Source organism: Sphingomonas sp. G-3-2-10, from assembly GCF_012927115.1.
Lineage (GTDB): Bacteria > Pseudomonadota > Alphaproteobacteria > Sphingomonadales > Sphingomonadaceae > Sphingomonas.
Genome location: NZ_JABBFY010000001.1, coordinates 2,729,251 through 2,752,590, shown reverse-complemented (window position 1 = coordinate 2,752,590; position 23,340 = coordinate 2,729,251). Strand labels below are relative to the sequence as shown.

Here is a 23,340-nt window from a genome sequence, read left to right as displayed (position 1 = left end):
CTTATGCCGCCTAGATAGGGTTGAGCCGGTCAGGAACAAAGGGTGAGGGAGTCGGCGATGCGCGAAGGTTCGGTGCTGGTCACGGGTGGCGCGGGCTATATCGGCAGCCATGCGGTGCTGGCGCTGCTCGATGCGGGCTGGAAGGTCGTGGTGGTCGACAATCTCGTCACCGGGTTCGACTGGGCCGTCGACAAGCGCGCGTCGCTGGTGGTCGCGAACATCGAGGACGACGACAAGGTGCGCGCGGCGATGCGCGATCATGATGTCGTCGCGGTGATGCACTTCGCCGGATCGGTGGTGGTGCCCGAATCGGTCGAGAACCCGCTGAAATATTACCGGAACAACACCGTCGCCAGCCGCGCGCTGATCGAGAGCGCGGTGGCGTGCGGGGTGAAGCATTTCATCTTCTCCTCCACGGCCGCGACCTATGGCATTCCCGAAGTCGTGCCGGTGCAGGAAGATTCGCCGCGCGTGCCGATCAATCCCTACGGCATGTCGAAGCTGATGACCGAGTTCATGCTGAAGGACGTCGCGGCGGCGCACCCGATCAACTATTGCGCGCTGCGCTACTTCAACGTCGCGGGCGCCGATCCGCAGGGCCGCTCCGGCCAGTCGACCGCGGGCGCGACGCATCTGATCAAGGTCGCGGTGGAAGCCGCCATCGGCAAGCGCAGCCATGTCGGCGTGTTCGGCACCGATTTCGACACGCCCGATGGCACCGGCGTACGTGACTATATCCATGTCACCGATCTGGCCGCCGCGCATGTCAACGCGCTCGACCTGCTGATCGCCGATCCGGCCACCAGCCACACGATGAACGCCGGCTATGGCCGGGGCTTCTCGGTGCTGCAGGTGCTCGACGCCGTGGATCGCGTGACAAATTTGCAGATCGACCGCCGCCTCGAGGGCCGCCGCGCCGGCGATCCCGACGCGCTGGTCGCCGACAATAGCCGCATCCTCGCCGCGCTGCCGTGGCGGCCGAAGCATGACGACCTCGACGGCATCGTGAAGGATGCGCTGGCGTGGGAACGCAAGCTGGCGGAGCGCTAATCCCTCTCCCATTGGGAAAGGGAGGAAGCGGGCTTTGGCCGGCGGAAGGTTGAGGGTGAGTTGGGTGACGTGACGCACGTCACCCTCATCCTTCCCACTCGCTTCGCGAGCGGGCCCCTTCCTTCTCCCAATGGGAGAAGGAGTGTTAAAGCGTCAGCCGCGCGGTGACGCGGATGTCGCGGCCCATCAGCGGGGCATAGTCCTTCAGCACGCTCGAATGGCGGCGCGCCTCGACGTTGAAGATGTTGTTGGCCGACAGCGTGAAGCTGGTCCCCTGCGCGCCCCAGGGGCTCCATGCGATCGAGGCGTTGACGAGGGTGTGGCCCTTGGTCTCGGTCTCGAACCCGGTGACCCGGTTCTGCGCGAAGCTGCGCTCGACTTCGAAGCGGGTGTTGAGGTGCGTCGACTGGGCCTCGAACCCGCCGAGCAGGCGCAGCGGCGGGATGCGCGGGGCGGGGCCTTCGCCCACGATCGTCGCATGGACATAATCGGCGAGGCCGTCGACATTCAGGTCGAAGCCGCCGACGGTGCCGAGCCGCTTCGATCCTTCGATCTCGAACCCGTAATAGCGGGCATCGGCCTGCGCGTACTGGAACACGGGCAAGTCGTCCTCGATGGCACCGGTGGGCGCATCGTAGATGAAGCCGTCATACCAGCTGTGATAGGCGGATGCGCCGAGCGACCAGCCGTCGCCGCTGCCCTTCAGCGTGGCTTCCACGCCCCACGCCTTCTCGCTGGTGAAGCCGGGATTGCCGACTTCGAACGCCTGCGTGCCCGCGTGCGGACCGTTGGCGAACAGCTCCTCCGACGACGGCGCGCGTTCGCTGCGCGACACGTTGACGCCGAAGCGGACGCGGTCGGCGAGTTCGTAGCTGGCGCCGGCCGATGCCGAGAAGGTGTCGAAATTGCGCGCATAGGCCGGGTTGCCGATGTCCGCGTCGGGCTGGGCCGAATAGGCGCTATGCTCATAGCGGGCCGCGCCTTCGACCTTCAGCGCGCCCAGATCGACCGACTGGAGCGTGAACAGGCCGAAACGGGTCATCGAATTCTTCGGCAGGAACTTCTCGTCCCCGTCGATATGCATGTCCTTCACGACGAACTGGCCGCCGATCAGGCCTTCCCAGCTGCCCCGTGCCGTCTGGACCAGCTCGAGCCGGCCCTCATAGCCCTGATTGTAGAAGGTGGTGCCGACGGCGCCGGTGTCTTCCAGCTCGCTATGCTTGTAGTCGGCCGCGCCGAGGCGCAGGCGGATGTGGCTGAACGCGCTGCCACCGGTGTTCACTTCGCCGCGGATATCGACGCGCGTCTGCTTCACCGCGAGACGCACTTCCTCCGCTTCGACCGAAGGATCGAACGAATAGCGGACCGGCACGCCGTACAGGCTGTCATAATGGCTGACCGCGAAGCCCAGGCTCCCGCCATCGTTGATGATCGCCGCGCCGCCCGCGACGTTCCAGGTGCGCGCCGCGGTGTTCGGCACGGTGCCGCGCAGATCGGCGAGTTCGGCGATGTCGGGATCGGCACTTGCCGCGGCCTGCGCCCGAAGCGCCGGGCTGAGCACATAGCCGCCGGTCTTCATGTCGTCGGTCTTGGAATAGCTGCCGTCGAAGTGGAACACGAGCGAGCCGGTCGCCGGCACGTCGAGCGTGCCCGAGACCGAGCGCTCGTTCGCGGCCGAACCATAGCTCATGATGCCGTCGGCATGGACGGGGGTCTCGACGCGGCGCGGGATGCGGCTGTCGATCACATTGACCACACCGCCGATCGACGAGGGGGCGAACAGCAGCGCCGCCGGGCCGCGCAGCACTTCGATACGGTCGGCGGTCAGCGGGTTGATGACCGCGGCGTGATCGGCCGAGGTGTTCGACACGTCGATGCTGCCGATGCCGTCGGTCAGCACCGGAGCGCGATCGCCGGTGAAGCCGCGCAGCACGGGTTTCGACGCGTTGGGGCCGAACGAGGTGGCCGACACGCCCGGCTGCGAGGCCAGCGTCTCGCCGATGGTCGGGCGGAGGCTGCGATTCAGTTCCTCGTTGGCGAGCACGGCGGTTCCGCCCAGCACATCGGCGGTCGAGCGGGCGCGCGTGCCGGTCACGACGATCTCGCCATTGGGCTGGTCGTGATCCTGGGCCTGCGCGGCGGGAGCGTCGTTGCTGGTGTTTGCCGCCGGAGGAGTATCCTCGGCATGAGCGGGAAGCGCGATGAAGGCGGCAGAGGCAAGCAGCAAGGTGCGGATCATGGGGCAGGGACTCTCGGTACGACGGTGATGCTGCGCTGCGATAGACGCGATGTTATAAAGTATCAAGACGCAATCGAGCAGCCGTTCGGGATGCGCGATGGCCCGATCGGCCATCCGGTATCGTTCGTCGAAGCGGGAAATGGTGGGTCCGCCGGGGCTCGAACCCGGGACCTCTCGATTAAAAGTCGCTTGCTCTACCGACTGAGCTACGGACCCACACCAAGGCGGCTCCCCTAGGGAAGCGATGGCGCGGGGTCAACGGGCGCGGCGGAGAAGGGCGCGAAGCTGACGCACCGTACGGCCGCTGATCGGGTCGCGCCACAGCGGGGCGACCTGCGCCAGCGGATCGAGTACGAAGCCGCGCAGGCGGAATTGCGGGTGGGGAATAGTGAGGCCCGGCCCGCTCCACGGTCCCTCCGACCACAGCACGATATCGAGGTCGATCACCCGCGCCGACCAGCGTTGCGCGCGGCGTCGGCCATGATCGCGTTCGATCGCCTTCAGGCGGCGAAGCAGGGCGGGCGGGTCCTCGCCGGTGTCGAGGATCGCGACGGCATTGGCGAATCGCCGCTTCGAGGGGCCGAGCGGCGGGGTGCGGAGGATCGGCGAGACGATTTCGGCGCCCAGTTCGCGGATCGCGGCGCGCACCTCGGCTTCGGGCGAGCCGTTGCGGCCCCGGCGGTTCGATCCGATCGCAATGACATAGCTTGTCGTGCCCACGCGCCAGCGCCTATCGCGTGCAGGTGAAGACGTCTACCAACCCCGGCACCGAACCGGATCGCGATTGTCCGCTTTGCCCGCGCCTTGTCGAGACGCGCGAAGCACTGCGTATCGAGCAGCCGGACTGGTGGAATGCGCCCGTACCGGCCTATGGCGATCCCGATGCGGCGATCGCCATCGTCGGCCTCGCGCCCGGCCGCGCCGGTGCCAACCGCACCGGGCTGGCCTTCACCGGCGACGGATCGGGCGACATGCTGTTCGCGACGCTGGAGAAGTTCGGGCTGGCAGAAAGGGGTGTGCCCAAGGGCGTGATGATCCTCAACGCAGTCAAATGCCTGCCGCCCGGCAACAAGCCGGTGCCCGAGGAGATCCGCAACTGCCGCCCGTTCCTCGAAGCACAGTTCGATGCGATGCCCAATTTGCGGGTGGCGGTCGCGCTGGGCGAGATCGCGCACCAGTCTTCGGTCAAGGCGCTGGGCGGCAAGCTGCCCAAATGCCGCTTCGCACACCTCGCCGAACATCGCGTGCCATCTGGGATGCTGCTGATCGATAGCTATCACTGCTCGCGCTACAACCAGAATACCGGGCGGATCACGCCCGGGATGTTCGAGGCGGTCTTCGCGCGGGCGGTGGAATTGGCAGCGTGATCCGGAAACAGCTTACTCTGTCATGGCAGAGCCGGCTCAGCGAGCACGCATGGTATCGGCTTTACGGGCTGGCGAGCCTGCTGGACCCGCGCGGTCGTGAGACCCGACGCGACTTTGCGCTGATCCTCGCCTGGTGCATCTTGTTTCCGCTGGCCGTGGCGGAAGCGGTGCGGATGGTCCTCGGCAGTGGTCCCTACCGGCTGGATGAAGCCGGTGTCGTCGGCGGTGCTGCGATCGGCTGGACGATGACCGCGCTTGCCCTGCTATGCGCTGCGATCTTGCTGATGACACTGGTGCGCCGCCTGAACGATCAGGGCGGGGGCTGGGCGACCCTGTTGTGGCTGATGCTCCCCTATATCGGCTGGTGCATGCTGCTGATCGCGGTGGTTGCCGAGGGCGATGCGGGCGAGAACCGGCACGGACCCGATCCTCGCGGCCCCAATCGGCAGATCTGACGGGCTGGGTTCAGATATCCTGGACCAGCCGCCCGTACAGTTCCGGCCGCCGGTCGCGGAAGAAGCCGAAGGCGGCGCGGTGGCGCTTCACCCGGTCGAGGTCGAGCGTCGCGGTAATCACGCCGGTTTCCTCGCGGTCCAGCTCGGCGAGGATGTCGCCGCGCTCGTCGGTGATGAAGCTGGTGCCGTAGAAGGTCTGGCCATGCTCCGCGCCGACGCGGTTGGCGGCAACGATGGGCACGACGTTCGACACGGCATGGCCGACCATCGCCCGGCGCCACAGCCGCGCGGTGTCGAGGCTGTCGTCATGCGGCTCGCTGCCGATCGCGGTGGGGTAGAAGAGGATTTCCGCGCCCATCAGCATCATCGCGCGCGCCGTCTCGGGATACCATTGGTCCCAGCAGATGCCGACGCCCAGCTTCGCCGGGCCGTCCCACACCTTGAAGCCGGTATTACCCGGGCGGAAATAGAATTTTTCCTCATAGCCGGGACCGTCGGGAATGTGGCTCTTGCGATAGACGCCGGCGACCTTGCCGTCGGGGTTGATCATCGCGAGGCTGTTATAATGATGCGGCCCATCGGCTTCGAAGAAGCTGGTGGGGATATGGATCTGCAGCTCGGCGGCGAGCTTCTGCATCGCCAGCACCGCCTTGTGCTCGCCCGTAGGTTTGGCGTTCGAGAACAGACCCTCGTCTTCGACCCGGCAGAAATATTCGCCTTCGAATAATTCGGGCGGCAGCACGACGTGCGCGCCCTTGCTCGCGGCTTCGCGGACGAGTTCGGTCACGTTCGCGATGTTCGCGTCGATGTCATCGGTGAAGGCGAGCTGGAGCGCTCCGACGGTGATTTCGGTCATGCGCGGCCATGTAATGCGCCGGGGGCCTTGCGTCGAGCATCGCGCGGGAGAAGATGCGCCCATGACAGCTTTCGAATTCGTCTTCTCGTTCTTCGGGCTGGTCCTGGGTCTGTCGGTGGCCGAAATCCTGACGGGCTTCGCGCGCGTGCTGCGCGAGCATGGCAAGATCCGGCTCGGCTGGCTCACGCCGCTGCTCGGTCTCATCCTGCTGACCGATCTGATCACCTTCTGGACCAATGCCTGGGCGATCCGCGATTCGCTGCCCGCCAGCTTCGCGGTGCTGGCGTTCGGCATGGCGATCGCGGGCGTCTATTTCCTCGCCGCGTCGCTGGTGTTCCCGATCGCGGCCGGGGCGTGGCCCGAACTCGACCATCACTTCATGCGCAACAAGGCGCTGGTAATCGGCGGGGTGATCGCGGCCAACTGGTTGATGACGCTCGGGCTGTGGCTGTTGTTCGGCAACCCGTTGCACGACTGGGCCGCGGTCGCGATGCCGATTGCCTTCACCGTGCCCGGGCTGGCGCTGATCTTCGCCAGGAGCGCACGGCTGTGCCTCGGGATCGAACTGGCGATCCTCGCGCTCTACGTCGTCAATCAGTTCGTCTAGTTGTTCGCGGCACCAGCCCGCTCCCCCAGCGGGCCACCCAACCGAAGTATATTCTATGGGTGGCCGGGTGGGGGAGCGGGCTGGTGCCGGATCCACGGCAGTGGATCAAACGCTAGAGCGTCGGGATCTGCTGGCTGATGCAGTGGAAGCTGCCGCCGCCGGTCAGGATATGCCCGGCCTCGAACCCGACCACTTCGCGCCCGGGGAAGAGTTTCGCCAGCGTATCGATCGCGGCCTGATCGTTCTCCTGCCCGTATAGCGGAACGACCACCGCGGCATTGCCGATGTAGAAGTTCATATAGCTGGCCGGGATGATTTCCTCTTCCTCGTTCAGTACGCGGCCGGGCGAGGGCATGCGGACGACTTCGACGCCGAAGCGCTCCGCTCGCAGCGCGGCGTCCTGATAGACGCGCCAGTTCGGATCGTTCTCGGTCGCTTCGGGGATCAGCAGCCGGTTCTCGCCGACGAAACGGGCAAGATTGTCGACATGACCGTCGGTATGATCGTTGAGCAGCCCGTCGCCGAGCCACAGCACGCGGGTATAGCCGAGGTCGCGGCGCAGCAGGTTCTCGACTTCCTCGCGGCTCATGTCTGGATTGCGGTTGCGGTTGAGCAGGCATTGCTCGGTGGTGACGACCAGGCCGGTGCCGTCGCCGTCGATCGCGCCGCCTTCGAGCACCCAGCTATGATCCTCGACATGGAAATGCTGCCGCCGGGCGAGGCGGTGACCGATATCGTCATCGCCTTCGAGATCGTATTTGCCGCCCCAGCCGTTGAACATGAAATCATGCGCGGTGCGGTCGCCGCCGATGATCGCGGCGGTATCGCGCAGCCAGATGTCGCCGAACGGCTCGACGACGATGCGCGCGTCGCCATGAACCAGCTTCTTCGCGGCGGCGGCGGCTTCGTCGTCGGCAGCGACGAGGATCACTCGCTCGCCGCGCCCGCCGGCATGGACCGCACGCGCGAACTTCGCGACTTCCTCGCGCGCCGGCTCGAGGTCCTCGACCCACAGATCGGCATGGCTCGGGAAGCCGATCCACACGGCATCGTGCGGCGCCCATTCGGCGGGAGGCGGGGCGGGCGGGGTGGTCGGTTCGGTGGTCATGGGGCGCCTCTAACAAATCCTCCCCCGGAGGGGGAGAGGGGCCGCTGAAGGCGGTGGAGGGGGATTATCCTCAAGCGAAGCCGCTCGCGGACAATCCCCCTCCGTCATGCTTCGCATGCCACCTCCCCCCTCCGGGAGAGGATTATCAACTCACTTCCCCGCGCGGCTCTTGTCGCGGATCTCGCGGAATTCCGCGTCCTTGTACCAGTTGGGCCAGGTGTCGCCGTCGGCGAGCTGGCGGCCCAGCCAGTAGAACAGGTTCAGATCCTGGATCGCGCCGGTCCAGTCCCACTTCGCATCATATTGATCCGAAGGCTGGTGGTAGCGATTCTCGGTATAGTCGTCGGCGGCCTTCTTGCCGGCTTCCTTGCCGCCATTGACCAGGTCCTCGCCGCTCTCGCCATAGAACATCGGCACGCCGAGCTTGGCGAAGCTGAAATGGTCGGAGCGGTAGTAGAAGCCCTTTTCCGGGGTCGGTTCGGGCACGACGGTGCGGCCCTCGCCTTCGACCAGCTTCTTCATCAGGTCTTCCAGCTCGGACTTGCCGACGCCGACGAACACGAAGTCCTTGGCCGGGCCGTTGAGGTTCACGCCGTCCATGTTGACGCCGCCCACGGTCTGGCTGAGCGGGAAGACCGGGTTCTCGGCATAATATTTGGAGCCGAGCAGGCCTGCTTCCTCGGCGGTGACGGCGAGGAACACCATCGTCCGCTTGGTCGGGCCGGCCTTCTTCTGCGCTTCGGCGATCGCAATCAGCGCCGCGGTGCCCGAGGCATTGTCGAGCGCACCGTTGCAGATGTCGTCGTTATTGACCTTCTCGCAGCGGCCCAGATGGTCCCAGTGCGCCGAATAGAGGACATATTCGTCCTTCTTCTCGGTGCCCGGCAGGATGCCGATGACGTTCTTCGAGGCCTGACGGCGGATGTTACTGTCGAACGAGACCGACGCCTTCACGCCCGCGAACGGCACGGCCTTGAAGCCCTTGGTCTTCGCGGCGGCGACCAGCTTGGCATAATCCTGTCCGCCCTTGGCGAAGAGCTGCTTCGCCGCGTCCTGCTGGATCCAGCCGATCGCCTTGGACTGGTCCATATGGTTGCCCGGAGCGTCCTGCTCGAGCTGCGGTCCGGTCCAGCTCGACTGGACGACGTTCCAGCCATAGGCGGCGGGTTCGGTGTTGTGGACGATGATCGCGGCGGCCGCGCCCTGACGCGCGGCTTCCTCGTACTTGTAGGTCCAGCGGCCATAATAGGTCATCGCCCGGCCGCCGAAATCGCCCTTCAGTTCCTTGGTCTCCCAATCGGGATCGTTGATGAGGATGACGACGGTCTTCCCCTTCACATCGACGCCGGCATAGTCGTTCCAGCCGCGTTCGGGTGCGTTGATGCCGTAGCCGACGAACACGACGTCGCTATCCTTGATCTGCGTCTTCGGCGTTACCTGATAGGTCGAGATGACCATATCGGTGCGATAGTTCAGGCTGATCGCGTCGCCCTGTCCGCCGGTGAAGCTGAGCGGCGAGACATTCTTCGCGTCGAGCTCGACCAGCGGCACGTCCTGCACCCAACTGCCCTTGTTGCCCGGCTCGAGACCGGCGGCCTTCATCCGCTCGATCAGATATGCGACGGTCTTTTCCTCGCCCGCGGTCGTTGGCTTGCGCCCCTCGAACTCGTCGGACGAGAGCTTTTCTGTGACCTGCTTCAGCGTATCGACCGAGATGCCGGGATCCTTCCCGGACGATTTGTTGCAGCCGGCGAGCAGCGCAAGGGCCGCGGTCGCGGCAATCATGTGAAGGCGCATGGAGGTTCCTTGAATGGCCTGGATGCCGCGGACTTTGGCAGCGGGAAAAGTGCAGCACAAGTGGCGCGATTTTGCGTTGCGCGAGCGGCCATGCTCGCTCAGGATCGTTCCCGAAGAATCGTTTTCTTTGAGGGGCTAGTCATGTTTTTCGGGGTAGGGGCGGGGCGAGTCATGCTCGCGCTGGCGATGTTCGGTGCGGCGCCGGCAATGGCGCAGAGCATCGATGCGAAGCGTTTCGGCGCGCGTGAGGAAGTCCAGCAGATCGCGCTGTCTCCGGACGGCATGCGCGTCGTGTTCATCGCGCCCGGCGCGGGGACCTCGATGGCGATCTATGTCGCCGAGGTGGCCGGCGGCTCCACGCCGAAGCGGGTGCTCGTCGCCGACGGCAAGCCCGAGACGATTCAATATTGCCGCTGGTCGTCGAACAGCCGGATCGTGTGCCAGGTTCATATCGAAGTGAACGAGCAGGCCGGACTGGTCCTATACACGCGGATGGTGTCGGTCGATCCGACCGGGTCGACCCAGGCCAAGCTGTTGTCCGCGGATACGACCTCGCGCTCGTTGGGCATCGCCCAGAGCGGCGGCGGCGTGATCGACTGGCTGCCCGACAGCGACGGTAATGTGTTGATGACGCGGGTCATCATTCCGGAGACCAATATCGGCACCAACATCGCCGAGACGCGCCAGGGCTTTGCCGTCGAACGCGTCGATACGACCAGCCTGCGACGTTCGATCGTCGAGCAGCCGCGCCGCGACGCCGCCGAATATATCACCGACGGGTTCGGTACGGTGCGGGTGATGGGATCGCGCGAGGAGCGGGCGGGCTATGACACCGGCATCACGCGCTATTTCTACCGCACCGCGGGCGACCGTTCGTGGAAGCCGCTGAGCGAGGTCGACACGAACGGCAACGGCTTCAATCCCTATGCCGTCGATCGCGACCTGAACGTCGTCTATGGGTTCGACCGGCAGAATGGCCGGCTGGCGCTGTTCCGCATCTCGCTCGATGGGACGATGAAGCGCGAGATGGTGTTCAGCCGTCCCGATGTCGATGTCGACAATCTGATCCGGATCGGCCGTCGCCAGCGCGTGGTGGGCGTGGGCTATGCCACCGAGAAGCGCGAAGCGGTGTTCTTCGATCCCCAGCTCAAGACGCTGGCGGGGGCACTGTCGCGCGCGCTGCCGGGCAAGCCGCTGATCCAGTTCGTCGATGCCAGCGCCGATGAGAACAAGCTGCTGCTGTGGGCGGGCAGCGATGTCGATCCGGGCCGCTATTATGTGTTCGACCGCACCGCCAAGTCGATGAACGAGATCATGCTGTCGCGCCCGCAGCTCGAACAGGTGACGCTGGCTCCGGTGAAGCCGGTGACCTTCGCCGCAGCCGATGGCACCCAGATCCCCGCCTATCTCACCTTGCCGCCGGGCAGCGACGGCAAGGGGTTGCCCGCGATCGTGATGCCGCATGGCGGCCCCGGCTCGCGCGACGAATGGGGCTTCGACTGGCTGGCCCAATTCTATGCCGCACGCGGCTTCGCGGTGCTCCAGCCCAATTTCCGCGGCTCGACCGGCTATGGCGACGCCTGGTTCGTCAATAACGGCTTCCAGTCGTGGAAGATCGCGGTGGGCGACGTCAATGACGGTGGGCGCTGGCTGGTGAGCCAGGGGATCGCCGCGCCGGACAAGATGGCGATCGTCGGCTGGTCCTATGGCGGCTATGCCGCGCTCCAGTCCGGAGTGCTCGATCCGACGCTGTTCAAGGCGATCGTCGCCATCGCACCGGTCACCGACCTGCCCGCGCTGCGCGAGGAATCGCGCTTCTTCACCAATTTCCAGCTGGTGAAGGATTTCATCGGTTCGGGGCCGCACCTCACCGAAGGCTCGCCAGCGCGCAACGCGCCGCGGATCGCCGCGCCGGTGCTGCTGTTCCACGGCGATCGCGACAGCAATGTCGGCGTCGGCCAGTCGCGGTCGATGGCCGCACGGCTGAAGGCGGCGGGCAAGACGGTCGAGTTCGTCGAATATCCCGGTCTCGACCACTATCTCGCCGATGGCGACGTGCGCGCCGGGATGCTCGATCGCAGCGACGTGTTCCTGCGCGGCGCGCTGAAGCTGCCGCCCAAGGAGTAGGCGCTTGCTTTCCGATGCGTCGCTGTCATTCTGGTAGCGATAACATCGGAGAGGCGGGATGCGGATCGGAGCCGGGCTTTACCTGGGGCTGCTGATGCTGGCGGCAATGCCGGCATCGGCGCAGCAGGATTATCGCGAGGCCGAGATCGACCGGCGGGCGATGCTCGACCGGCTTGGCATCGCCGATACCCGGCCCGGCGCGGACGGTTTCAGCGCGCAGGCGCCCAACGCCGCCAATTATGACGAAGCCAGGGCCGGCGATCCCGCGCTGCCGCCGTTGCTGGTGCTGGCCGATGGCAGGCGCGTGATGAGCGCGGCGATGTGGCGGCGGCAGCGCCGGGGCGAGATCGCCGGCCTGTTCGACCGCGAAGTCTATGGCCGCATCCCCGCCACCGCACCGCGCATCGCGTGGAAGGTCGTGAGGGAGGCGCGCGCGACCGAAGCAGGCATCCCCGTCGTCAAGCGCTGGCTGGAGGGCGCGGCCGACAATCGCGCCGCGCCGACCGCTTCGGCAGTGATCCTGCTGCGCTACACCGTGCCTGCGAATGCGAAGGGCAGGGTGCCGCTGATCCTCTCCTTCGGCTTCCCCGAGGGATTCCGCTTCCCCGGCCCGTCGCGCCCGCCCGAACCGGGACCGACGCCGGACGAGCAGTTGCTGGCGAACGGCTTCGGCTATGGCGTGCTCGTCGCCAATTCGGTGCAGGCCGATAATGGCGGGCAGCTTGGCACAGGCGTGATCGGCATTTCGCTACGCGGCAAGCGGCGCGGGCCGGAGGATTGGGGCGTGCTGCGCGCCTGGGCATGGGGCGCGGACCGGGCGTTCGACGCGCTGATGGTGGACCCGGGGATCGATGCGCGCCGGATCGGGATCGAGGGTCTGTCGCGCTACGGCAAGGCGGCTTTGGTGACGATGGCCTATAATCCGCGCTTCGCGATCGGCTTTGTCGGCTCGTCCGGAGCGGGGGGCGCGGCGCTCTATCGCCGCAATTTCGGCGAGCGAATGGGCAATCTCGCGGCCGGGGGCGAGTATCACTGGTTCGCGGGAAACTTCCTCCGCTACGCCGGGCCGAAGACCGAGTTCGACTTGCCGGTGGACGCGCACATGCTGATCGCGCTGGCCGCGCCTCGCCCGATCTTCATCGGAGCGGGGACGGTCGAGACCGGCGATGGCTGGGTCGATCCCAAAGGCAGTTTCCTCGCGGCTCGCGCGGCCTCGCCGATATGGGAACTGCTCGGCAAGCCGGGGCTGAGCACGGCGACCTTCCCGCCCGAACTCGTTCCCGCCACTGAGGGGACGATCGCATGGCGCCAGCATCGCGGCGGGCATAACAATCGCGACAACTGGCCGACCTTCATCCGCTTTGCGCGGGAGCAGTTCGGGATGCGCTAGCCGAGGCAGTCAGCGTGGGCGTTGCGATCAGCCGGGTGCCCGCCCATCGGGCCACGGCAGGCGGGTAAGGACGAAGGCCAGCGCGACGGCTAGCGGTCGCGCCGCTTCCGCTCGCGCGCGTTCATGATCCCGAGAATGACGGCGGCAAACGCCGTGCCCGCCACGAGCGAGAGCAGTATCGCCGACCAGCCCTGGATGCCGTTCGCGTGCAAGACGGCGAGCGAGCCATTGTAGAAGGCCGCCAAGGCGAGGGAATAAAGGATCAGCGGGAGAGTCTTCATCCGCCGACGATACCGCTCTCCATTTCGGATCGGCAAGCGGCAGGCCCAAAAGGAAAGGGCGGCCCCGAAGGACCGCCCCTTGCTGTTCCGATACGGAAGCCGGACTTAGCGCGAATAGAATTCGACGACCAGGTTCGGTTCCATCTTCACCGGGTACGGCACTTCGTCGAGCGACGGCACGCGGGTGAAGGTGATCTTCGACGCGCCGTCCGGCACGACGTAATCGGGGATGTCGCGCTCCGACAGGCTCTGCGCTTCCATCACCAGCGCCATTTCCTGCGCCTTCGACGACAGCGAGATTTCCTCACCGACCTTGATGCGGCGCGAGCCGATGTTGCACTTTTCGCCGTTCACGCGAACGTGACCGTGGTTCACCAGCTGGCGAGCCGCGAAGATCGTCGGTGCGAACTTGGCGCGATACACGATCATGTCGAGGCGCTGCTCGAGCAGGCCGATCAGGTTCTGACCGGTGTCGCCCTTCATGCGGGCGGCGTCCTCGTACGAGCGCTTGAACTGCTTCTCGGTGATGTCGCCGTAATAGCCCTTCAGCTTCTGCTTCGCGCGGAGCTGGATGCCGAAGTCGGACATCTTGCCCTTGCGGCGCTGACCGTGCTGGCCGGGACCATATTCACGCTTGTTGACCGGGCTCTTCGGGCGACCCCAGATGTTCTCGCCCATCCGCCGGTCGAGCTTGTGCTTGGCGCTGCTGCGCTTCGACATTCCGTATTCCTTGCAATTGACTAACAACGATGTTCCCGGTCATCGCCTGCCATGCGCGCACGGCAGGGCCACCGCTTCACCGGGGTGCGGGGCCATTGCGAAGGCGCGCGGTTAGCGGCGCGGGCGCGCGGAGTCAACCAAAAGCAATATCAGTTGCGCAACTGGAGCCGGCCTTCGCGCTCGTGCGGGTCGTTCCAATTGGCTTCGCGCTGACCGCGCTCGATCACCTTGCGATTCTCCTGCCGCAGCAGCGCCCATTCGGCGGCGGTGTGGCAGATCCGGATGATATTCACCCGCGAGCCGGTCTTGAGCTCTTCCTTGCAGGTGATCTTGTTGGGATCGGCGGGTTTGGCGCGGGGCGGGAGGGGGTCCTGCGCCGCGGTCGCGAGCAGAAGAGCGAACAGGATCATCGTGATTCTCCCCTATTCGCCCAGGCGGCCGCGATTGGCCTGCCCTCGCTCGACGACCTTGCGGTTTTCGGTGCGGATCAGTTCCCACTCGGCACGGGTGTGACAGACGCTGATGAAGTTGACGCGCGAGCCGGTCTTGAGCCGCTGCTCGCAAATCAGCTTGTTGGGATCGTCCTTGGGCTTTTCGGGCGGCGGCGTGGGCCCCTGTGCCAGCGCAATCGTCGCGATCGTCATCAGCAGCATCTGCGTTCTCCTGATCTGCAGGCGACAGACTATCACAATGCGCGCAGCGGGAAAGACCGGCGCGCAGCGGGAAAGAGCGGCCGGCGGGGCCGCGTTGCGCGTGGCGCGGGCCTGCCCTAGATCGCGGCCATGAACGACACGATCGATCCCGTCGCCTGCCAGACCATGACCGAAGTCCGCGCGGGCGTGGACGCAGTGGACCGCGCGCTGATCGCGCTGCTGCAGCGGCGGTTCGGCTATATGGACGCGGCCGCGCGGATAAAGCCCGAGCGCGGCCATGTGCGCGACGAGGGGCGCAAGGCGCAGGTCATCGCCAATGCAAAGGCCGCGGCGCGTGCCGCGGCCCTGCCGGAAGCGGCGATCGGTGCGCTATGGGACCAGCTGGTCGAAGCGTCGATCGCCTATGAACTGGAAGCGTTCGACCGGCGCGCGGATCAGTTCTGACCCGGATCGCCGTTGCGCGGATTGCCGTTCGACGCGCCTTCCATCGCGCGCCATTCGGCTGCGGTCTTGCAGATGCGCTTGCTGCCCATGCGTGACCCGGTATCCTGGGTGCGCTTGCAGATCTTGCGTTCTTCGGGCGGGTTCACCGCCTGGGTCTGGACAGGCGCATCCTGCGCGATTGCGGCAAGCGACATGACAACGGCGAACACGAACATAAACGACTCCACGGGGGAAACTGCCCGGCGGTGTATGGCGGCTGAGTTGCATTCGCAAGACACCTGAAGGCGGCCTGGCGCGGGACGTCAGTCCTTGGGACGTTTCTTTCCGTCCAGCGCGGACAATACGCCGCGCACGGTGCGCAGCTCCTGGCTTGTCCAGCCGGGCTTGGTCAGCAGGGTGCGCAGCGTGCGCTTGTTGGTCGGCACGCGCTCGGGCGGCCAGAAATAACCGCTCTTCGACAGCATCGCGTCGAGCTGGCCGATCATCCCTTCCAGCTCTTCCTGCGGCGCGGGCGGATGGAGTTCCTCTTCGGTCGGCTGGACGAGACCGCCGGCGGCACCGACACCCTTCGACCATTCGTATGCGACGAGGATCACCGCCTGGGCGAGATTGAGCGACCCGAATTCCGGGTTGATCGGCACGGTCAGGATGGTGCGGGCCAGCGCGACATCGTCGGTCTCCAGCCCCGAACGCTCGGGACCGAACAGCAGCGCCGAGCGATGCGGCGCGGCATGGATGTCGCGCGCGGCTTCCTCGGGCGTCACCACCGGCTTGGTCACGCCGCGCTTGCGCACCGTGGTGGCATAGACATGGCCGCAATCGGCGGTCGCTTCGGCCACGCTTTCGAAGACTTGCGCGCGCTCCAGGACCACGTCCGCACCGCTGGCGGCGGGGCCGGCATTGGGATTGGGCCAGCCGTCGCGCGGGCTTACCAGCCGCAGGTCGGTCAGCCCGAAATTGAGCATCGCCCGCGCCGCCTTGCCGATATTCTCGCCAAGCTGCGGACGGACGAGGACGATCACCGGCGCCTGCACGGCCCCGGTCATTCCTTGCCCGCCTCGGTGACGTTGCCGGCGAACTCCTCGAAGTCCTTTGCCTCGGTGAAGTCCTTATAGACGCTGGCGAAGCGGATATAGGCGACGGGATCGAGGCCCTTGAGCCCTTCCATCACCAGTTGCCCGATATGCTGGGAGGGGATTTCGCTGTCGCCCAGCGTCTCGAGCTGGCGCTGGATGCCCGAAACCAGCTTCTCGACCTGTGCCGCGGTGATCGGCCGCTTGCGCACCGCGATCGAGACCGAGCGGACCAGCTTGTCGCGCTCGAACGGCTCGCGCTTGTCTTCGCTCTTGAGCACGGTCAGTTCGCGCAGCTGGATGCGCTCGAACGTGGTGAAACGCGCCGCGCAAGCCTCGCACTGACGCCGCCGCCGGATGGCTGCGCCATCCTCGGTCGGACGGCTGTCCTTTACCTGGGAGTCTTCATTGCCGCAGAAAGGACAGCGCAAAAATCAATCTTTCGAGAGTGCCGCGACGCCCGCGCCGACGATCGCGCCAGCGACAAGACCGACGCCGGTCAGGGGAAGGGAGACCACCGCACCGATCGCCGCCCCGGCAACCAGCGTATCGCTCATCGATCCCTTTGCCGGCGCGGGTGCGCGCGAGCGGGCGATGGATGCACGGGCTGCTGCGATGGCGTCGTCGGTGCTGGACATTTATGCCTCCGGATAGATCGGGAAGCGCTCACATAGCGCACGAACGCGCTCGCGGACATTGGCTTCGATCTGCGCGTCGCCCTGTTCACCATTTTTCTTGAGACCGTCGAGCACGTCGGCGACCATGTTGCCGATCTCGCGGAACTCGGCGGGGCCGAAGCCGCGGGTGGTTCCGGCCGGCGAGCCGACGCGGATGCCGCTGGTCTTGACCGGGGGCAGCGGATCGTTGGGGATGCCGTTCTTGTTGCAGGTGATCGCCGCGCGCTCCAGCGCTTCGTCGGCGTCCTTGCCGGTCACGCCCAGCGGAGTGAGGTCGATCAGCGCAAGATGCGTGTCGGTGCCGCCCGAGACGACTTCCGCGCCGCGCTCCTTCAGCGTCGCCGCCAGCACCTTGGCATTTTCGACGATCGCCGCGGCGTACGACTTGAAGTCGGGCTGCAGCGCTTCGCCGAACGCGACCGCCTTGGCGGCAATGACGTGCATCAGCGGGCCGCCCTGAAGCCCCGGGAACACCGCCGAGTTGATCTTCTTCGCGATCGCTTCGTCGTTGGTGAACACGGCGCCGCCGCGCGGGCCGCGCAGAGTCTTGTGGGTGGTGGTGGTCACGACATGGGCGTGGCCGAACGGCGTCGGATGCACGCCGCCTGCGACGAGGCCCGCGAAGTGCGCCATATCGACCATGAAGATCGCGCCGACTTCGTCCGCGATCGCGCGGAACTTCGCGAAATCGATGATGCGCGGATAGGCCGAACCGCCGGCGATGATCAGCTTGGGCTTATGCTCGCGCGCCAGGCTGGCGACCTGATCGAAATCGATCAGGTGCGACACCGGATCGACGCCATATTGGATCGCGTTGAACCATTTGCCCGACATCGCCGCCTTGGCGCCGTGGGTCAGGTGGCCGCCCGAATCGAGGCTGAGGCCCATGATCGTGTCGCCGGGCTTGGTCAGCGCCAGCATCACCGCGCCATTCGCCTGCGCGCCCGAATGCGGCTGGACGTTGGCAAAGTCGCAGCCGAACAGCTGCTTCGCGCGATCGATCGCCAGCTGCTCGACTTCGTCCGACGGGTGGCAGCCCTGATAGTAGCGCTTGCCCGGATAGCCTTCGGCGTACTTGTTGGTGAACACCGAGCCCTGCGCTTCGAGCACTGCCTTGGAGACGATATTCTCCGACGCGATCAGCTCGATCTGGTGCTGCTCGCGCTCCAGCTCATGGGCGACGCCCGCGAAGACTGCCGGATCGGCATCGGCCAGAGACCGGGTGAAAAAGCCTTCGCCCCGAAGGCCAGCCGTTTGCGGGTTGGTGCTCATGCCGGGTTCCTTTCGGGGTTGGTCAGCTTGTCGACGCGGCCCTGATGGCGGCCGCCGTCGAAGGTGGAATTGAGGAAGGTCACGATGCACGCCTTGGCCATCTCGATCCCGATCAGCCGCGCGCCCAGCGCGATGACGTTCGCATCGTTATGGTTGCGCGCGAGGCGCGCCGAGAGCGGCTCGGAAACCAGCGCGCAGCGGGCCTGGGGCACGCGGTTTACCGCGATCGAGATGCCGATCCCCGATCCGCAGATGGCGACGCCGAAATCGGCGGTGCGATCGGCAATGGCCTTGCCGACGCGATAGCCATAGTCGGGATAATCGACGCTTTCGGGTCCATTGGTGCCGAGATCGATCACATCATGACCGATTTCACGCAACCAATCGGCGAGTTCGGACTTCATGGCGTAGGCGGCATGATCCGATGCGATGGCGATGCGGTGCGACATGGCGCGCCCTCTACGCGGGACGGGCGATGCTGGCTAGTCGCGACAAGAGATTTTGGAGACCGAAATGCGTGGATTTTTGATGACGGCGTCGCTGGCGCTGGTGCTTGCCGGATGCAACGCAGCGGATCGCGCGGCGGTCGGCAATGCCGCCGAGAATGCGGGCGCCGAAATCGGCAACGGCGCGGCGGACATCATCGAAGGCGCGGGCAATGTGCTGGAGGACGCCGGCAACGCCGTGACCATCCTGCCGCCGTCGCGGGATTCGTGGGTCGGCCGCTGGACCGGTGTCGAAGGCACCTATCTGGTCGTGTCGAAGGGCGCGGCGGACGGTGCCTATACGCTGGAGATGCAATATACGCTCGACGACAAGGGCAAGTTCGATGGCGCTGCTACGGGCGACGGCATTTCCTTCACCCGGCCCGACGGCAAGCATGAATTGCGCGCTTCGGACGGTGACGCGACGGGTCTCAAATATCTCGCGGGCAAGAAGGACTGTCTGAAGGTGAAGGATGGCGAAGGTTATTGCCGCGACTGACGCGCGGAATGGTTCGGGGGCGGAACGGCCGCCTGGCTGGATCGTTTCGCCCCGGAATCAAGGCGTCATGGAGACCCTTATGCGCAAATCGATCCTTGTCCTCGCCCTGCCGCTTGGACTGCTCGCAGCCTGCTCGAATGCGGAGAATACGGCCGCTGAGCTCGGCAACACCGCTGATTCGGTCGGCGACACGCTGGGCAACGCCGCTGATGATGCAATCACCACGATCGACAACGCTACCGATGATGTCGGCAATCGCATGGACAAGGTCGGCAACGCGATTGAGAACGCGGTCGAGTAGTTTCTAGGCCAGCGGCGCGCGGAGCCATCCGCGCGCCCTGGCGTCTCCCAGATAGGTCGCGCTGACTGCGACCTTCGTTCCGTCCGACAGGACCAGCAGCCAGCGGCGTCCGTCGCGCTCGGCGCCGGTGACAGCGCTCGCCGCAACCCATGCGCCGCGATGCACCTGCGCGCCATCCAGTTCGCCCACCTCGGCCAGCGCGTCGCCGAAGCGATAGTGGATCAGCGCGTTGCTGCCATCGGTGCGGCGGACGCGGCAATAATGATCCTCCGCCTCGATCGACGCGAGCGTTTCCGCCGTGACGCGCGCGCGGGCGAGCAGGCCGTTGTCTGGTGCGGCGATGCGGCGCGGAAACAGCTTCCCTGTCGCCGCCATCATCAGCGTGATCGCAAAGGCGATGACGCCGCCGATCGCCAGCGCCCGGCCCCAGGTGCCCCACAGGTTCGGGCCTTCCGCATCGATCCCGACAGCGCGGGCGCACCATTCGATTTCCAGCGGCAGCGGCAGGCTGAGCAGCACCGCGCCGCCCAGCCCCGCCGCCAGCCAGTCGCGCGGCTTGCGCACGGTGGCGAGGAACCAGAGCTGCCACTTGATCGCGCTCCACCCCATCAGCAGCAGCCAGAACAGGGTGCGCTGGCCCAGCGGCATCTTGATCGTGCCGAAGCCGCCGGTGACGGTCATGATCCCCCATGCCGCTGCGCTGCCGATCCACAGAGCGGGAAACCCCGGTGCGCGTTTCACGAAGGCCAGCGCACGCTTCGCGAAACCGGACTTGTTCCAGAGCGCGCGATCGGCGCGAAGCGGGGAGGACCGGGCAGGGGGCATCGCCGCAGAGGCTGCCACGCCGCGCCCAGCCGAGCAATCACCGGAGAATGACGCATGAAATATCTGCTGCCCGCCCTTGCCCTCTCGATCGCGCTGCCCGGGGCGGCGCTTGCGCAAGGAGCCGACACCGCGGCGATCGCTGCACAGCAGGCCGCGATGACGAAGCTCGCGCCGATGCGCGGCGTGTGGCGCGGCACTGCGGTCTCGCAACAGGCGGGCGCGCCCGAGCATCGTATTACCCAGACCGAGCGGATCGGGACCTTTCTCGACGGCACGCTGACGGTGATCGAGGGCAAGGGTTACGAGGCTGATGGCAAGGTCTCGTTCCATGCCTTCGGCGTGATCTCCTATGACCCGGCGACGCAGAAATACTGGCTGACCAGCAACGCACAGGGCCGCTCGGGCAAGTTCCCGGTCTGGCCCAGCGACACCGGCTTCGTCTGGGAGATTCCGGCCGGTCCGGCAGTGATCCGCTATACCGCCACGATCACGCCGACGACTTGGGTCGAAGTGGGCGACTATGTGGCGCCGAATGCGCCGCCGCGCCGTTTCTTCCGGATGGAGCTGACACGCCTTGGCGATACGAACTGGCCGGAGGCGGCCGGCGTGCCTCGGGAATGACGCGCGGTTGAAACCCGGGCGCCACGGCAACGCAAACACGCTGTCACACCCGCGGCCTAGGGCCCGCGCAAGCCGGCATATTGCGCGGGCACTACCCTGTGAGGCCAGACATGGGTTCGATTGCAAAGGCTCCGAAGAACGGAGCCGTACGCGGCGCCGTCCACCGTCACGAACATCTCACCAAGGAAGGCGTGCTCGAACGCGCTTTCACCTTCGCCTTCCGGGGCCTCGTCTATGCCCAGATCTGGGAAGACCCGGTCATCGACATGGAAGCGCTGGAGATCGGGCCGGACCATCATGTCGTCACGATCGCCTCTGGCGGGTGCAACGTCTTCTCGTACCTGACCGCGAACCCCAAGGCGGTCACCGCGGTCGATCTCAATCCTGCGCATATCGCGCTCAACAACCTGAAGAAGGCGGCGGCGCAGCATCTGCCCGATCATGCCAGCTTCCACCGCTTCTTCGGCCATGCCGACAGCGCGGAGAATATCGAGGCGTACAAGCGCGTCCTGCGCCCGCATCTCGATGCGAAGACCCGCACCTATTGGGAAAGCCGCGACCTTTCGGGCCGCCGCCGCATCTCGGGCTTCCGTACGGGTCTCTACAAGCGCGGGCTGCTCGGCAATCTGATCGGGTTCGTCCATCTTCTGGCGAAATTCTACCGGATCGATCCGAAGGAGATCCTCGCGGCCAAGGACATGGCCGATCAGCGTCGCATCTTCGACGAGCGGCTCGCGCCGATCTTCGACAAGAAATTGCTTCGCTGGCTGGTCGATCAGCCCGCGGCTTTGTTCGGCTTCGGCATTCCGCCGGCGCAGTACGACCTGCTCAAGATCGACGACAATCGCGGCATCACCGGTGCGCTGAAGGTGCGGCTGGAGAAGCTGGCCTGCGATTTCGACATCAATGACAATTTCTACGCCTGGCAGGCGTTCGGCCGCGCGTACGGCAAGCATGACGGCGCGCCGCTGCCGCCCTATCTTAAGGCCGCGAACCATGAAGATGTCCGCGACCGCGCCGGGCGGGTCGAGATTCGCCACGCCAATATGTGCGACTATCTGGAGTCGATGCCCGCCCAGTCGCTCGACAGGTATCTGTTCCTCGATGCGCAGGACTGGATGACCGACGATCAGCTCACCCGGCTATGGAGCGAAGTCACTCGTACCGCGAAGCCCGGCGCGCGCGTCCTCTATCGCACCGCCGCCGCGCCCGATGTCGTCCCCGGTCATATCCCCGACGATCTGATGGCCCAGTGGATCCGCGCGCCGCAGGACCGGCTCGACGATCTCAACGCCCGCGACCGCTCGTCGGTCTATGGCGCGATCCACATGTACACGCTGAAGCCGCACGAATGAGCACGGCGGCGGCGGGCGCGGACCAGAAGGGGCTGATGGACGCGACCTATGGCCTCCATCGCCACTTCTACGACTTCACCCGCAAATTCTATCTGCTTGGCCGCGACCGGCTGATCCGCGAGCTGGCCCCGCTGCCCGGCGGCACGGTGCTCGAAGTCGGTTGCGGCACCGCGCGCAACCTGATCCTCGCGGCGAAGCGCTGGCCCGAGGCGCGCTTCTTCGGCTTCGATATCAGCGAAGCCATGCTGGAGACCGCGCGCAAATCGGTGGCGAAACATGGCCTGTCGGACCGGATCACGCTGGCACAGGGCGATGCAGGGGCATTCGATGTCGAGCACCTGTTCGGGCTGGCGCAGGTCGACCGCATATTCATGAGCTACACCCTGTCGATGATCCCGCCCTGGGTTGAAGCGATCGAGCGGGGCGCGGCCAGTCTCGCGCGGGGGGGCAGCCTGCATATCGTCGATTTCGGCCAGTATGAGCGGCTTCCCGCACTGGCGAAGCGGCTCCACTTCAAATCGCTCAACGACTTCCACGTCTATCCCCGACGCGAACTGCCCGCGGTGCTGACACGCGTGGCGGAGGAGCAGGCGCTGTCGCTGTACTTCACGCCGCTGCTGCGCGGCTATGCGTGGAGCGCGGCGCTGACACGCTGACTCGCGCATGTTAGCGTGAGGCCATGTGGCGGCGGGTGATCGGTTATGGCGTGCTGCTGGCGGCGGGAACGCTCGCGCTGCAATGGCTCGATTATCAGCGGCTGACCCGCACCCATGCGGGGGATATCTACATCTTCCTGATCGCCGCGGCCTTTCTCGCTGCCGGACTGTTCGCGGGAATGCGCATGGCCGCGCCTCGGCCTGCGCCGTTCGACGGCAATCCGGAGGCGCTGGCGGCGCTCGGCATCAGCGCTCGCGAACTCGACGTGCTGAACCAGATTGCCGCGGGCAAGTCGAACGGCGAGATCGCGGCGGCGCTGGGTATCTCGCCAAACACGGTGAAGACGCACATCGCCCGCCTGTTCGAAAAGCTCGAAGCGAAGCGGCGGACCGACGCCATCGCCCGCGCGCGGGAACTCGGCATCCTGCGCTGAACTCGCGAAAATCACCCGTTCGGGCGATTGCCCGATCCGCTTGCCGTG

29 protein-coding genes and 1 tRNA gene are annotated in these 23,340 nt (G+C 66.0%); 13 read left to right on the top strand and 17 right to left on the bottom strand.

The window, feature by feature from the left end; all coding sequences use genetic code 11:
* Positions 1-57: 57 nt before the first annotated feature.
* Positions 58-1,050, top strand: a complete 993-nt coding sequence (gene galE, locus HHL13_RS13880) for a UDP-glucose 4-epimerase GalE (RefSeq protein ID WP_169556226.1) — start codon at positions 58-60, stop codon at positions 1,048-1,050.
* A 145-nt stretch (positions 1,051-1,195) separates the two neighbouring features.
* Here galE and HHL13_RS13875 read toward each other — a convergent pair whose 3' ends face one another.
* The 3 genes from HHL13_RS13875 to folK all read right to left on the bottom strand — a co-directional run bounded on the left by HHL13_RS13875 (position 1,196) and on the right by folK (position 4,009).
* On the bottom strand, positions 1,196-3,289 hold the full coding sequence (locus HHL13_RS13875; RefSeq protein WP_169556225.1) for a TonB-dependent receptor: 2,094 nt from the start codon (positions 3,287-3,289) through the stop codon (positions 1,196-1,198).
* A gap of 140 nt (positions 3,290-3,429) precedes the next feature.
* A tRNA-Lys gene (locus tag HHL13_RS13870) sits at positions 3,430-3,505 on the bottom strand.
* A gap of 39 nt (positions 3,506-3,544) precedes the next feature.
* Positions 3,545-4,009 carry a 2-amino-4-hydroxy-6-hydroxymethyldihydropteridine diphosphokinase gene (folK, locus tag HHL13_RS13865; protein ID WP_169556224.1) on the bottom strand — a complete coding sequence of 155 codons (465 nt, stop codon included), beginning with the start codon at positions 4,007-4,009 and terminating at the stop codon, positions 3,545-3,547.
* A 23-nt stretch (positions 4,010-4,032) separates the two neighbouring features.
* Between folK and HHL13_RS13860 the strand changes: the two genes are divergently transcribed.
* A complete protein-coding gene (locus HHL13_RS13860; protein WP_169556223.1) occupies positions 4,033-4,656 on the top strand; it encodes a uracil-DNA glycosylase in 624 nt (207 codons plus the stop codon).
* Positions 4,653-5,111 (top strand): DUF805 domain-containing protein, encoded by a 459-nt coding sequence (locus HHL13_RS13855; protein WP_169556222.1) that lies wholly within the window; start codon positions 4,653-4,655, stop codon positions 5,109-5,111. The genes HHL13_RS13860 and HHL13_RS13855 overlap by 4 nt, the downstream gene beginning before the upstream one ends.
* Before the next feature lie 10 nt (positions 5,112-5,121).
* Here the strand turns inward: HHL13_RS13855 and aguB are convergent, their stop codons facing one another.
* The gene (gene aguB, locus HHL13_RS13850) at positions 5,122-5,967 is read right to left on the bottom strand and encodes an N-carbamoylputrescine amidase (RefSeq protein ID WP_169556221.1); all 846 of its coding nucleotides are present in this window, start codon (positions 5,965-5,967) and stop codon (positions 5,122-5,124) included.
* Positions 5,968-6,028: 61 nt separating this feature from the next.
* Here aguB and HHL13_RS13845 point away from each other — a divergent pair, with 61 nt between their 5' ends.
* Positions 6,029-6,574 carry a hypothetical protein gene (locus HHL13_RS13845; protein WP_169556220.1) on the top strand — a complete coding sequence of 182 codons (546 nt, stop codon included), beginning with the start codon at positions 6,029-6,031 and terminating at the stop codon, positions 6,572-6,574.
* Between the two features lie 112 nt (positions 6,575-6,686).
* On the opposite strand, the gene HHL13_RS13840 is transcribed toward HHL13_RS13845, so the two are convergent.
* Both HHL13_RS13840 and HHL13_RS13835 read right to left on the bottom strand, forming a co-directional pair.
* Positions 6,687-7,682 carry an agmatine deiminase family protein gene (locus HHL13_RS13840; RefSeq protein ID WP_169556219.1) on the bottom strand — a complete coding sequence of 332 codons (996 nt, stop codon included), beginning with the start codon at positions 7,680-7,682 and terminating at the stop codon, positions 6,687-6,689.
* Positions 7,683-7,832: 150 nt separating this feature from the next.
* A complete protein-coding gene (locus tag HHL13_RS13835; protein WP_240953709.1) occupies positions 7,833-9,479 on the bottom strand; it encodes a M28 family metallopeptidase in 1,647 nt (548 codons plus the stop codon).
* A gap of 141 nt (positions 9,480-9,620) precedes the next feature.
* Between HHL13_RS13835 and HHL13_RS13830 the strand changes: the two genes are divergently transcribed.
* On the top strand, positions 9,621-11,606 hold the full coding sequence (locus tag HHL13_RS13830) for a S9 family peptidase (RefSeq protein ID WP_169556218.1): 1,986 nt from the start codon (positions 9,621-9,623) through the stop codon (positions 11,604-11,606).
* 58 nt (positions 11,607-11,664) lie between these two features.
* The gene (locus HHL13_RS13825; RefSeq protein WP_206376926.1) at positions 11,665-12,996 is read left to right on the top strand and encodes a hypothetical protein; all 1,332 of its coding nucleotides are present in this window, start codon (positions 11,665-11,667) and stop codon (positions 12,994-12,996) included.
* Between the two features lie 89 nt (positions 12,997-13,085).
* Here the strand turns inward: HHL13_RS13825 and HHL13_RS13820 are convergent, their stop codons facing one another.
* The 4 genes from HHL13_RS13820 to HHL13_RS13805 form a co-directional block, all read right to left on the bottom strand.
* A complete protein-coding gene (locus HHL13_RS13820) occupies positions 13,086-13,277 on the bottom strand; it encodes a hypothetical protein (protein WP_169556217.1) in 192 nt (63 codons plus the stop codon).
* Between the two features lie 105 nt (positions 13,278-13,382).
* Positions 13,383-13,997, bottom strand: coding sequence for a 30S ribosomal protein S4 (rpsD, locus tag HHL13_RS13815; RefSeq protein ID WP_169556216.1), 615 nt, complete (start codon positions 13,995-13,997; stop codon positions 13,383-13,385).
* A gap of 149 nt (positions 13,998-14,146) precedes the next feature.
* Positions 14,147-14,407, bottom strand: a complete 261-nt coding sequence (locus HHL13_RS13810) for a hypothetical protein (RefSeq protein WP_169553746.1) — start codon at positions 14,405-14,407, stop codon at positions 14,147-14,149.
* A 12-nt stretch (positions 14,408-14,419) separates the two neighbouring features.
* Complete coding sequence (locus HHL13_RS13805; protein ID WP_169556215.1) at positions 14,420-14,650, bottom strand: hypothetical protein; 231 nt, start codon at positions 14,648-14,650, stop codon at positions 14,420-14,422.
* A 129-nt stretch (positions 14,651-14,779) separates the two neighbouring features.
* Here HHL13_RS13805 and HHL13_RS13800 point away from each other — a divergent pair, with 129 nt between their 5' ends.
* Positions 14,780-15,094 carry a chorismate mutase gene (locus HHL13_RS13800; protein WP_169556214.1) on the top strand — a complete coding sequence of 105 codons (315 nt, stop codon included), beginning with the start codon at positions 14,780-14,782 and terminating at the stop codon, positions 15,092-15,094.
* Here the strand turns inward: HHL13_RS13800 and HHL13_RS13795 are convergent.
* The 6 genes from HHL13_RS13795 to rpiB form a co-directional block, all read right to left on the bottom strand.
* Complete coding sequence (locus HHL13_RS13795; RefSeq protein WP_169556213.1) at positions 15,085-15,309, bottom strand: hypothetical protein; 225 nt, start codon at positions 15,307-15,309, stop codon at positions 15,085-15,087. The genes HHL13_RS13800 and HHL13_RS13795 overlap by 10 nt on opposite strands.
* Positions 15,310-15,396: 87 nt before the next feature.
* A complete protein-coding gene (locus HHL13_RS13790; RefSeq protein WP_169556212.1) occupies positions 15,397-16,140 on the bottom strand; it encodes an RNA methyltransferase in 744 nt (247 codons plus the stop codon).
* A complete protein-coding gene (nrdR, locus tag HHL13_RS13785) occupies positions 16,137-16,598 on the bottom strand; it encodes a transcriptional regulator NrdR (protein ID WP_169556211.1) in 462 nt (153 codons plus the stop codon). Before nrdR ends, HHL13_RS13790 begins: the two co-directional genes overlap by 4 nt.
* Positions 16,599-16,601: 3 nt before the next feature.
* A complete protein-coding gene (locus tag HHL13_RS13780) occupies positions 16,602-16,805 on the bottom strand; it encodes a hypothetical protein (RefSeq protein ID WP_169556210.1) in 204 nt (67 codons plus the stop codon).
* Positions 16,806-18,116, bottom strand: coding sequence for a serine hydroxymethyltransferase (gene glyA / locus HHL13_RS13775; protein ID WP_169556209.1), 1,311 nt, complete (start codon positions 18,114-18,116; stop codon positions 16,806-16,808).
* Positions 18,113-18,565 (bottom strand): ribose 5-phosphate isomerase B, encoded by a 453-nt coding sequence (rpiB, locus tag HHL13_RS13770; RefSeq protein ID WP_169556208.1) that lies wholly within the window; start codon positions 18,563-18,565, stop codon positions 18,113-18,115. Before rpiB ends, glyA begins: the two co-directional genes overlap by 4 nt.
* A 64-nt stretch (positions 18,566-18,629) precedes the next feature.
* On the opposite strand from rpiB, the gene HHL13_RS13765 reads away from it, so the two are divergent.
* Together HHL13_RS13765 and HHL13_RS13760 are read left to right on the top strand one after the other, a co-directional pair.
* Complete coding sequence (locus HHL13_RS13765; RefSeq protein ID WP_169556207.1) at positions 18,630-19,100, top strand: hypothetical protein; 471 nt, start codon at positions 18,630-18,632, stop codon at positions 19,098-19,100.
* 79 nt (positions 19,101-19,179) lie between these two features.
* Positions 19,180-19,401: a circumsporozoite protein gene (locus HHL13_RS13760; RefSeq protein WP_169556206.1), complete on the top strand. Its 222-nt coding sequence runs from the start codon at positions 19,180-19,182 to the stop codon at positions 19,399-19,401.
* Between the two features lie 3 nt (positions 19,402-19,404).
* Here the strand turns inward: HHL13_RS13760 and HHL13_RS22855 are convergent, their stop codons facing one another.
* Positions 19,405-20,244 (bottom strand): LytTR family DNA-binding domain-containing protein, encoded by an 840-nt coding sequence (locus HHL13_RS22855; protein WP_169556205.1) that lies wholly within the window; start codon positions 20,242-20,244, stop codon positions 19,405-19,407.
* Between the two features lie 36 nt (positions 20,245-20,280).
* Here HHL13_RS22855 and HHL13_RS13750 point away from each other — a divergent pair, with 36 nt between their 5' ends.
* The 4 genes from HHL13_RS13750 to HHL13_RS22745 all read left to right on the top strand — a co-directional run bounded on the left by HHL13_RS13750 (position 20,281) and on the right by HHL13_RS22745 (position 23,292).
* Positions 20,281-20,847: a DUF1579 family protein gene (locus HHL13_RS13750; RefSeq protein WP_169556204.1), complete on the top strand. Its 567-nt coding sequence runs from the start codon at positions 20,281-20,283 to the stop codon at positions 20,845-20,847.
* Between the two features lie 110 nt (positions 20,848-20,957).
* Positions 20,958-22,202: a DUF3419 family protein gene (locus HHL13_RS13745; protein ID WP_169556203.1), complete on the top strand. Its 1,245-nt coding sequence runs from the start codon at positions 20,958-20,960 to the stop codon at positions 22,200-22,202.
* Positions 22,199-22,858, top strand: coding sequence for a class I SAM-dependent methyltransferase (locus tag HHL13_RS13740; protein ID WP_169556202.1), 660 nt, complete (start codon positions 22,199-22,201; stop codon positions 22,856-22,858). Before HHL13_RS13745 ends, HHL13_RS13740 begins: the two co-directional genes overlap by 4 nt.
* 23 nt (positions 22,859-22,881) lie before the next feature.
* A complete protein-coding gene (locus HHL13_RS22745) occupies positions 22,882-23,292 on the top strand; it encodes a LuxR C-terminal-related transcriptional regulator (protein ID WP_169556201.1) in 411 nt (136 codons plus the stop codon).
* Positions 23,293-23,340 lie beyond the last annotated feature (48 nt).

Excerpts from the sequence above, each read along its gene's own strand:
- HHL13_RS13780 (WP_169556210.1), bottom strand. The coding sequence starts at position 16,805 with ATGTCCAGCACCGACGACGCCATCGCAGCAGCCCGTGCATCCATCGCC.
- HHL13_RS13835 (WP_240953709.1), bottom strand. The coding sequence starts at position 9,479 with ATGCGCCTTCACATGATTGCCGCGACCGCGGCCCTTGCGCTGCTCGCC.
- HHL13_RS13820 (WP_169556217.1), bottom strand. The coding sequence starts at position 13,277 with ATGAAGACTCTCCCGCTGATCCTTTATTCCCTCGCCTTGGCGGCCTTC.
- galE (WP_169556226.1), top strand. The coding sequence starts at position 58 with ATGCGCGAAGGTTCGGTGCTGGTCACGGGTGGCGCGGGCTATATCGGC.
- HHL13_RS22745 (WP_169556201.1), top strand. The coding sequence starts at position 22,882 with ATGTGGCGGCGGGTGATCGGTTATGGCGTGCTGCTGGCGGCGGGAACG.
- HHL13_RS13805 (WP_169556215.1), bottom strand. The coding sequence starts at position 14,650 with ATGCTGCTGATGACGATCGCGACGATTGCGCTGGCACAGGGGCCCACG.
- HHL13_RS13750 (WP_169556204.1), top strand. The coding sequence starts at position 20,281 with ATGAAATATCTGCTGCCCGCCCTTGCCCTCTCGATCGCGCTGCCCGGG.
- HHL13_RS13790 (WP_169556212.1), bottom strand. The coding sequence starts at position 16,140 with ATGACCGGGGCCGTGCAGGCGCCGGTGATCGTCCTCGTCCGTCCGCAG.
- HHL13_RS13800 (WP_169556214.1), top strand. The coding sequence starts at position 14,780 with ATGAACGACACGATCGATCCCGTCGCCTGCCAGACCATGACCGAAGTC.
- HHL13_RS13745 (WP_169556203.1), top strand. The coding sequence starts at position 20,958 with ATGGGTTCGATTGCAAAGGCTCCGAAGAACGGAGCCGTACGCGGCGCC.
- HHL13_RS13795 (WP_169556213.1), bottom strand. The coding sequence starts at position 15,309 with ATGTTCGTGTTCGCCGTTGTCATGTCGCTTGCCGCAATCGCGCAGGAT.
- HHL13_RS13825 (WP_206376926.1), top strand. The coding sequence starts at position 11,665 with ATGCGGATCGGAGCCGGGCTTTACCTGGGGCTGCTGATGCTGGCGGCA.
- rpsD (WP_169556216.1), bottom strand. The coding sequence starts at position 13,997 with ATGTCGAAGCGCAGCAGCGCCAAGCACAAGCTCGACCGGCGGATGGGC.
- HHL13_RS13765 (WP_169556207.1), top strand. The coding sequence starts at position 18,630 with ATGCGTGGATTTTTGATGACGGCGTCGCTGGCGCTGGTGCTTGCCGGA.
- aguB (WP_169556221.1), bottom strand. The coding sequence starts at position 5,967 with ATGACCGAAATCACCGTCGGAGCGCTCCAGCTCGCCTTCACCGATGAC.
- HHL13_RS13760 (WP_169556206.1), top strand. The coding sequence starts at position 19,180 with ATGCGCAAATCGATCCTTGTCCTCGCCCTGCCGCTTGGACTGCTCGCA.
- glyA (WP_169556209.1), bottom strand. The coding sequence starts at position 18,116 with ATGAGCACCAACCCGCAAACGGCTGGCCTTCGGGGCGAAGGCTTTTTC.
- HHL13_RS13740 (WP_169556202.1), top strand. The coding sequence starts at position 22,199 with ATGAGCACGGCGGCGGCGGGCGCGGACCAGAAGGGGCTGATGGACGCG.
- HHL13_RS13845 (WP_169556220.1), top strand. The coding sequence starts at position 6,029 with ATGACAGCTTTCGAATTCGTCTTCTCGTTCTTCGGGCTGGTCCTGGGT.
- rpiB (WP_169556208.1), bottom strand. The coding sequence starts at position 18,565 with ATGTCGCACCGCATCGCCATCGCATCGGATCATGCCGCCTACGCCATG.
- HHL13_RS13840 (WP_169556219.1), bottom strand. The coding sequence starts at position 7,682 with ATGACCACCGAACCGACCACCCCGCCCGCCCCGCCTCCCGCCGAATGG.
- HHL13_RS13875 (WP_169556225.1), bottom strand. The coding sequence starts at position 3,289 with ATGATCCGCACCTTGCTGCTTGCCTCTGCCGCCTTCATCGCGCTTCCC.
- HHL13_RS13830 (WP_169556218.1), top strand. The coding sequence starts at position 9,621 with ATGTTTTTCGGGGTAGGGGCGGGGCGAGTCATGCTCGCGCTGGCGATG.
- HHL13_RS13810 (WP_169553746.1), bottom strand. The coding sequence starts at position 14,407 with ATGATCCTGTTCGCTCTTCTGCTCGCGACCGCGGCGCAGGACCCCCTC.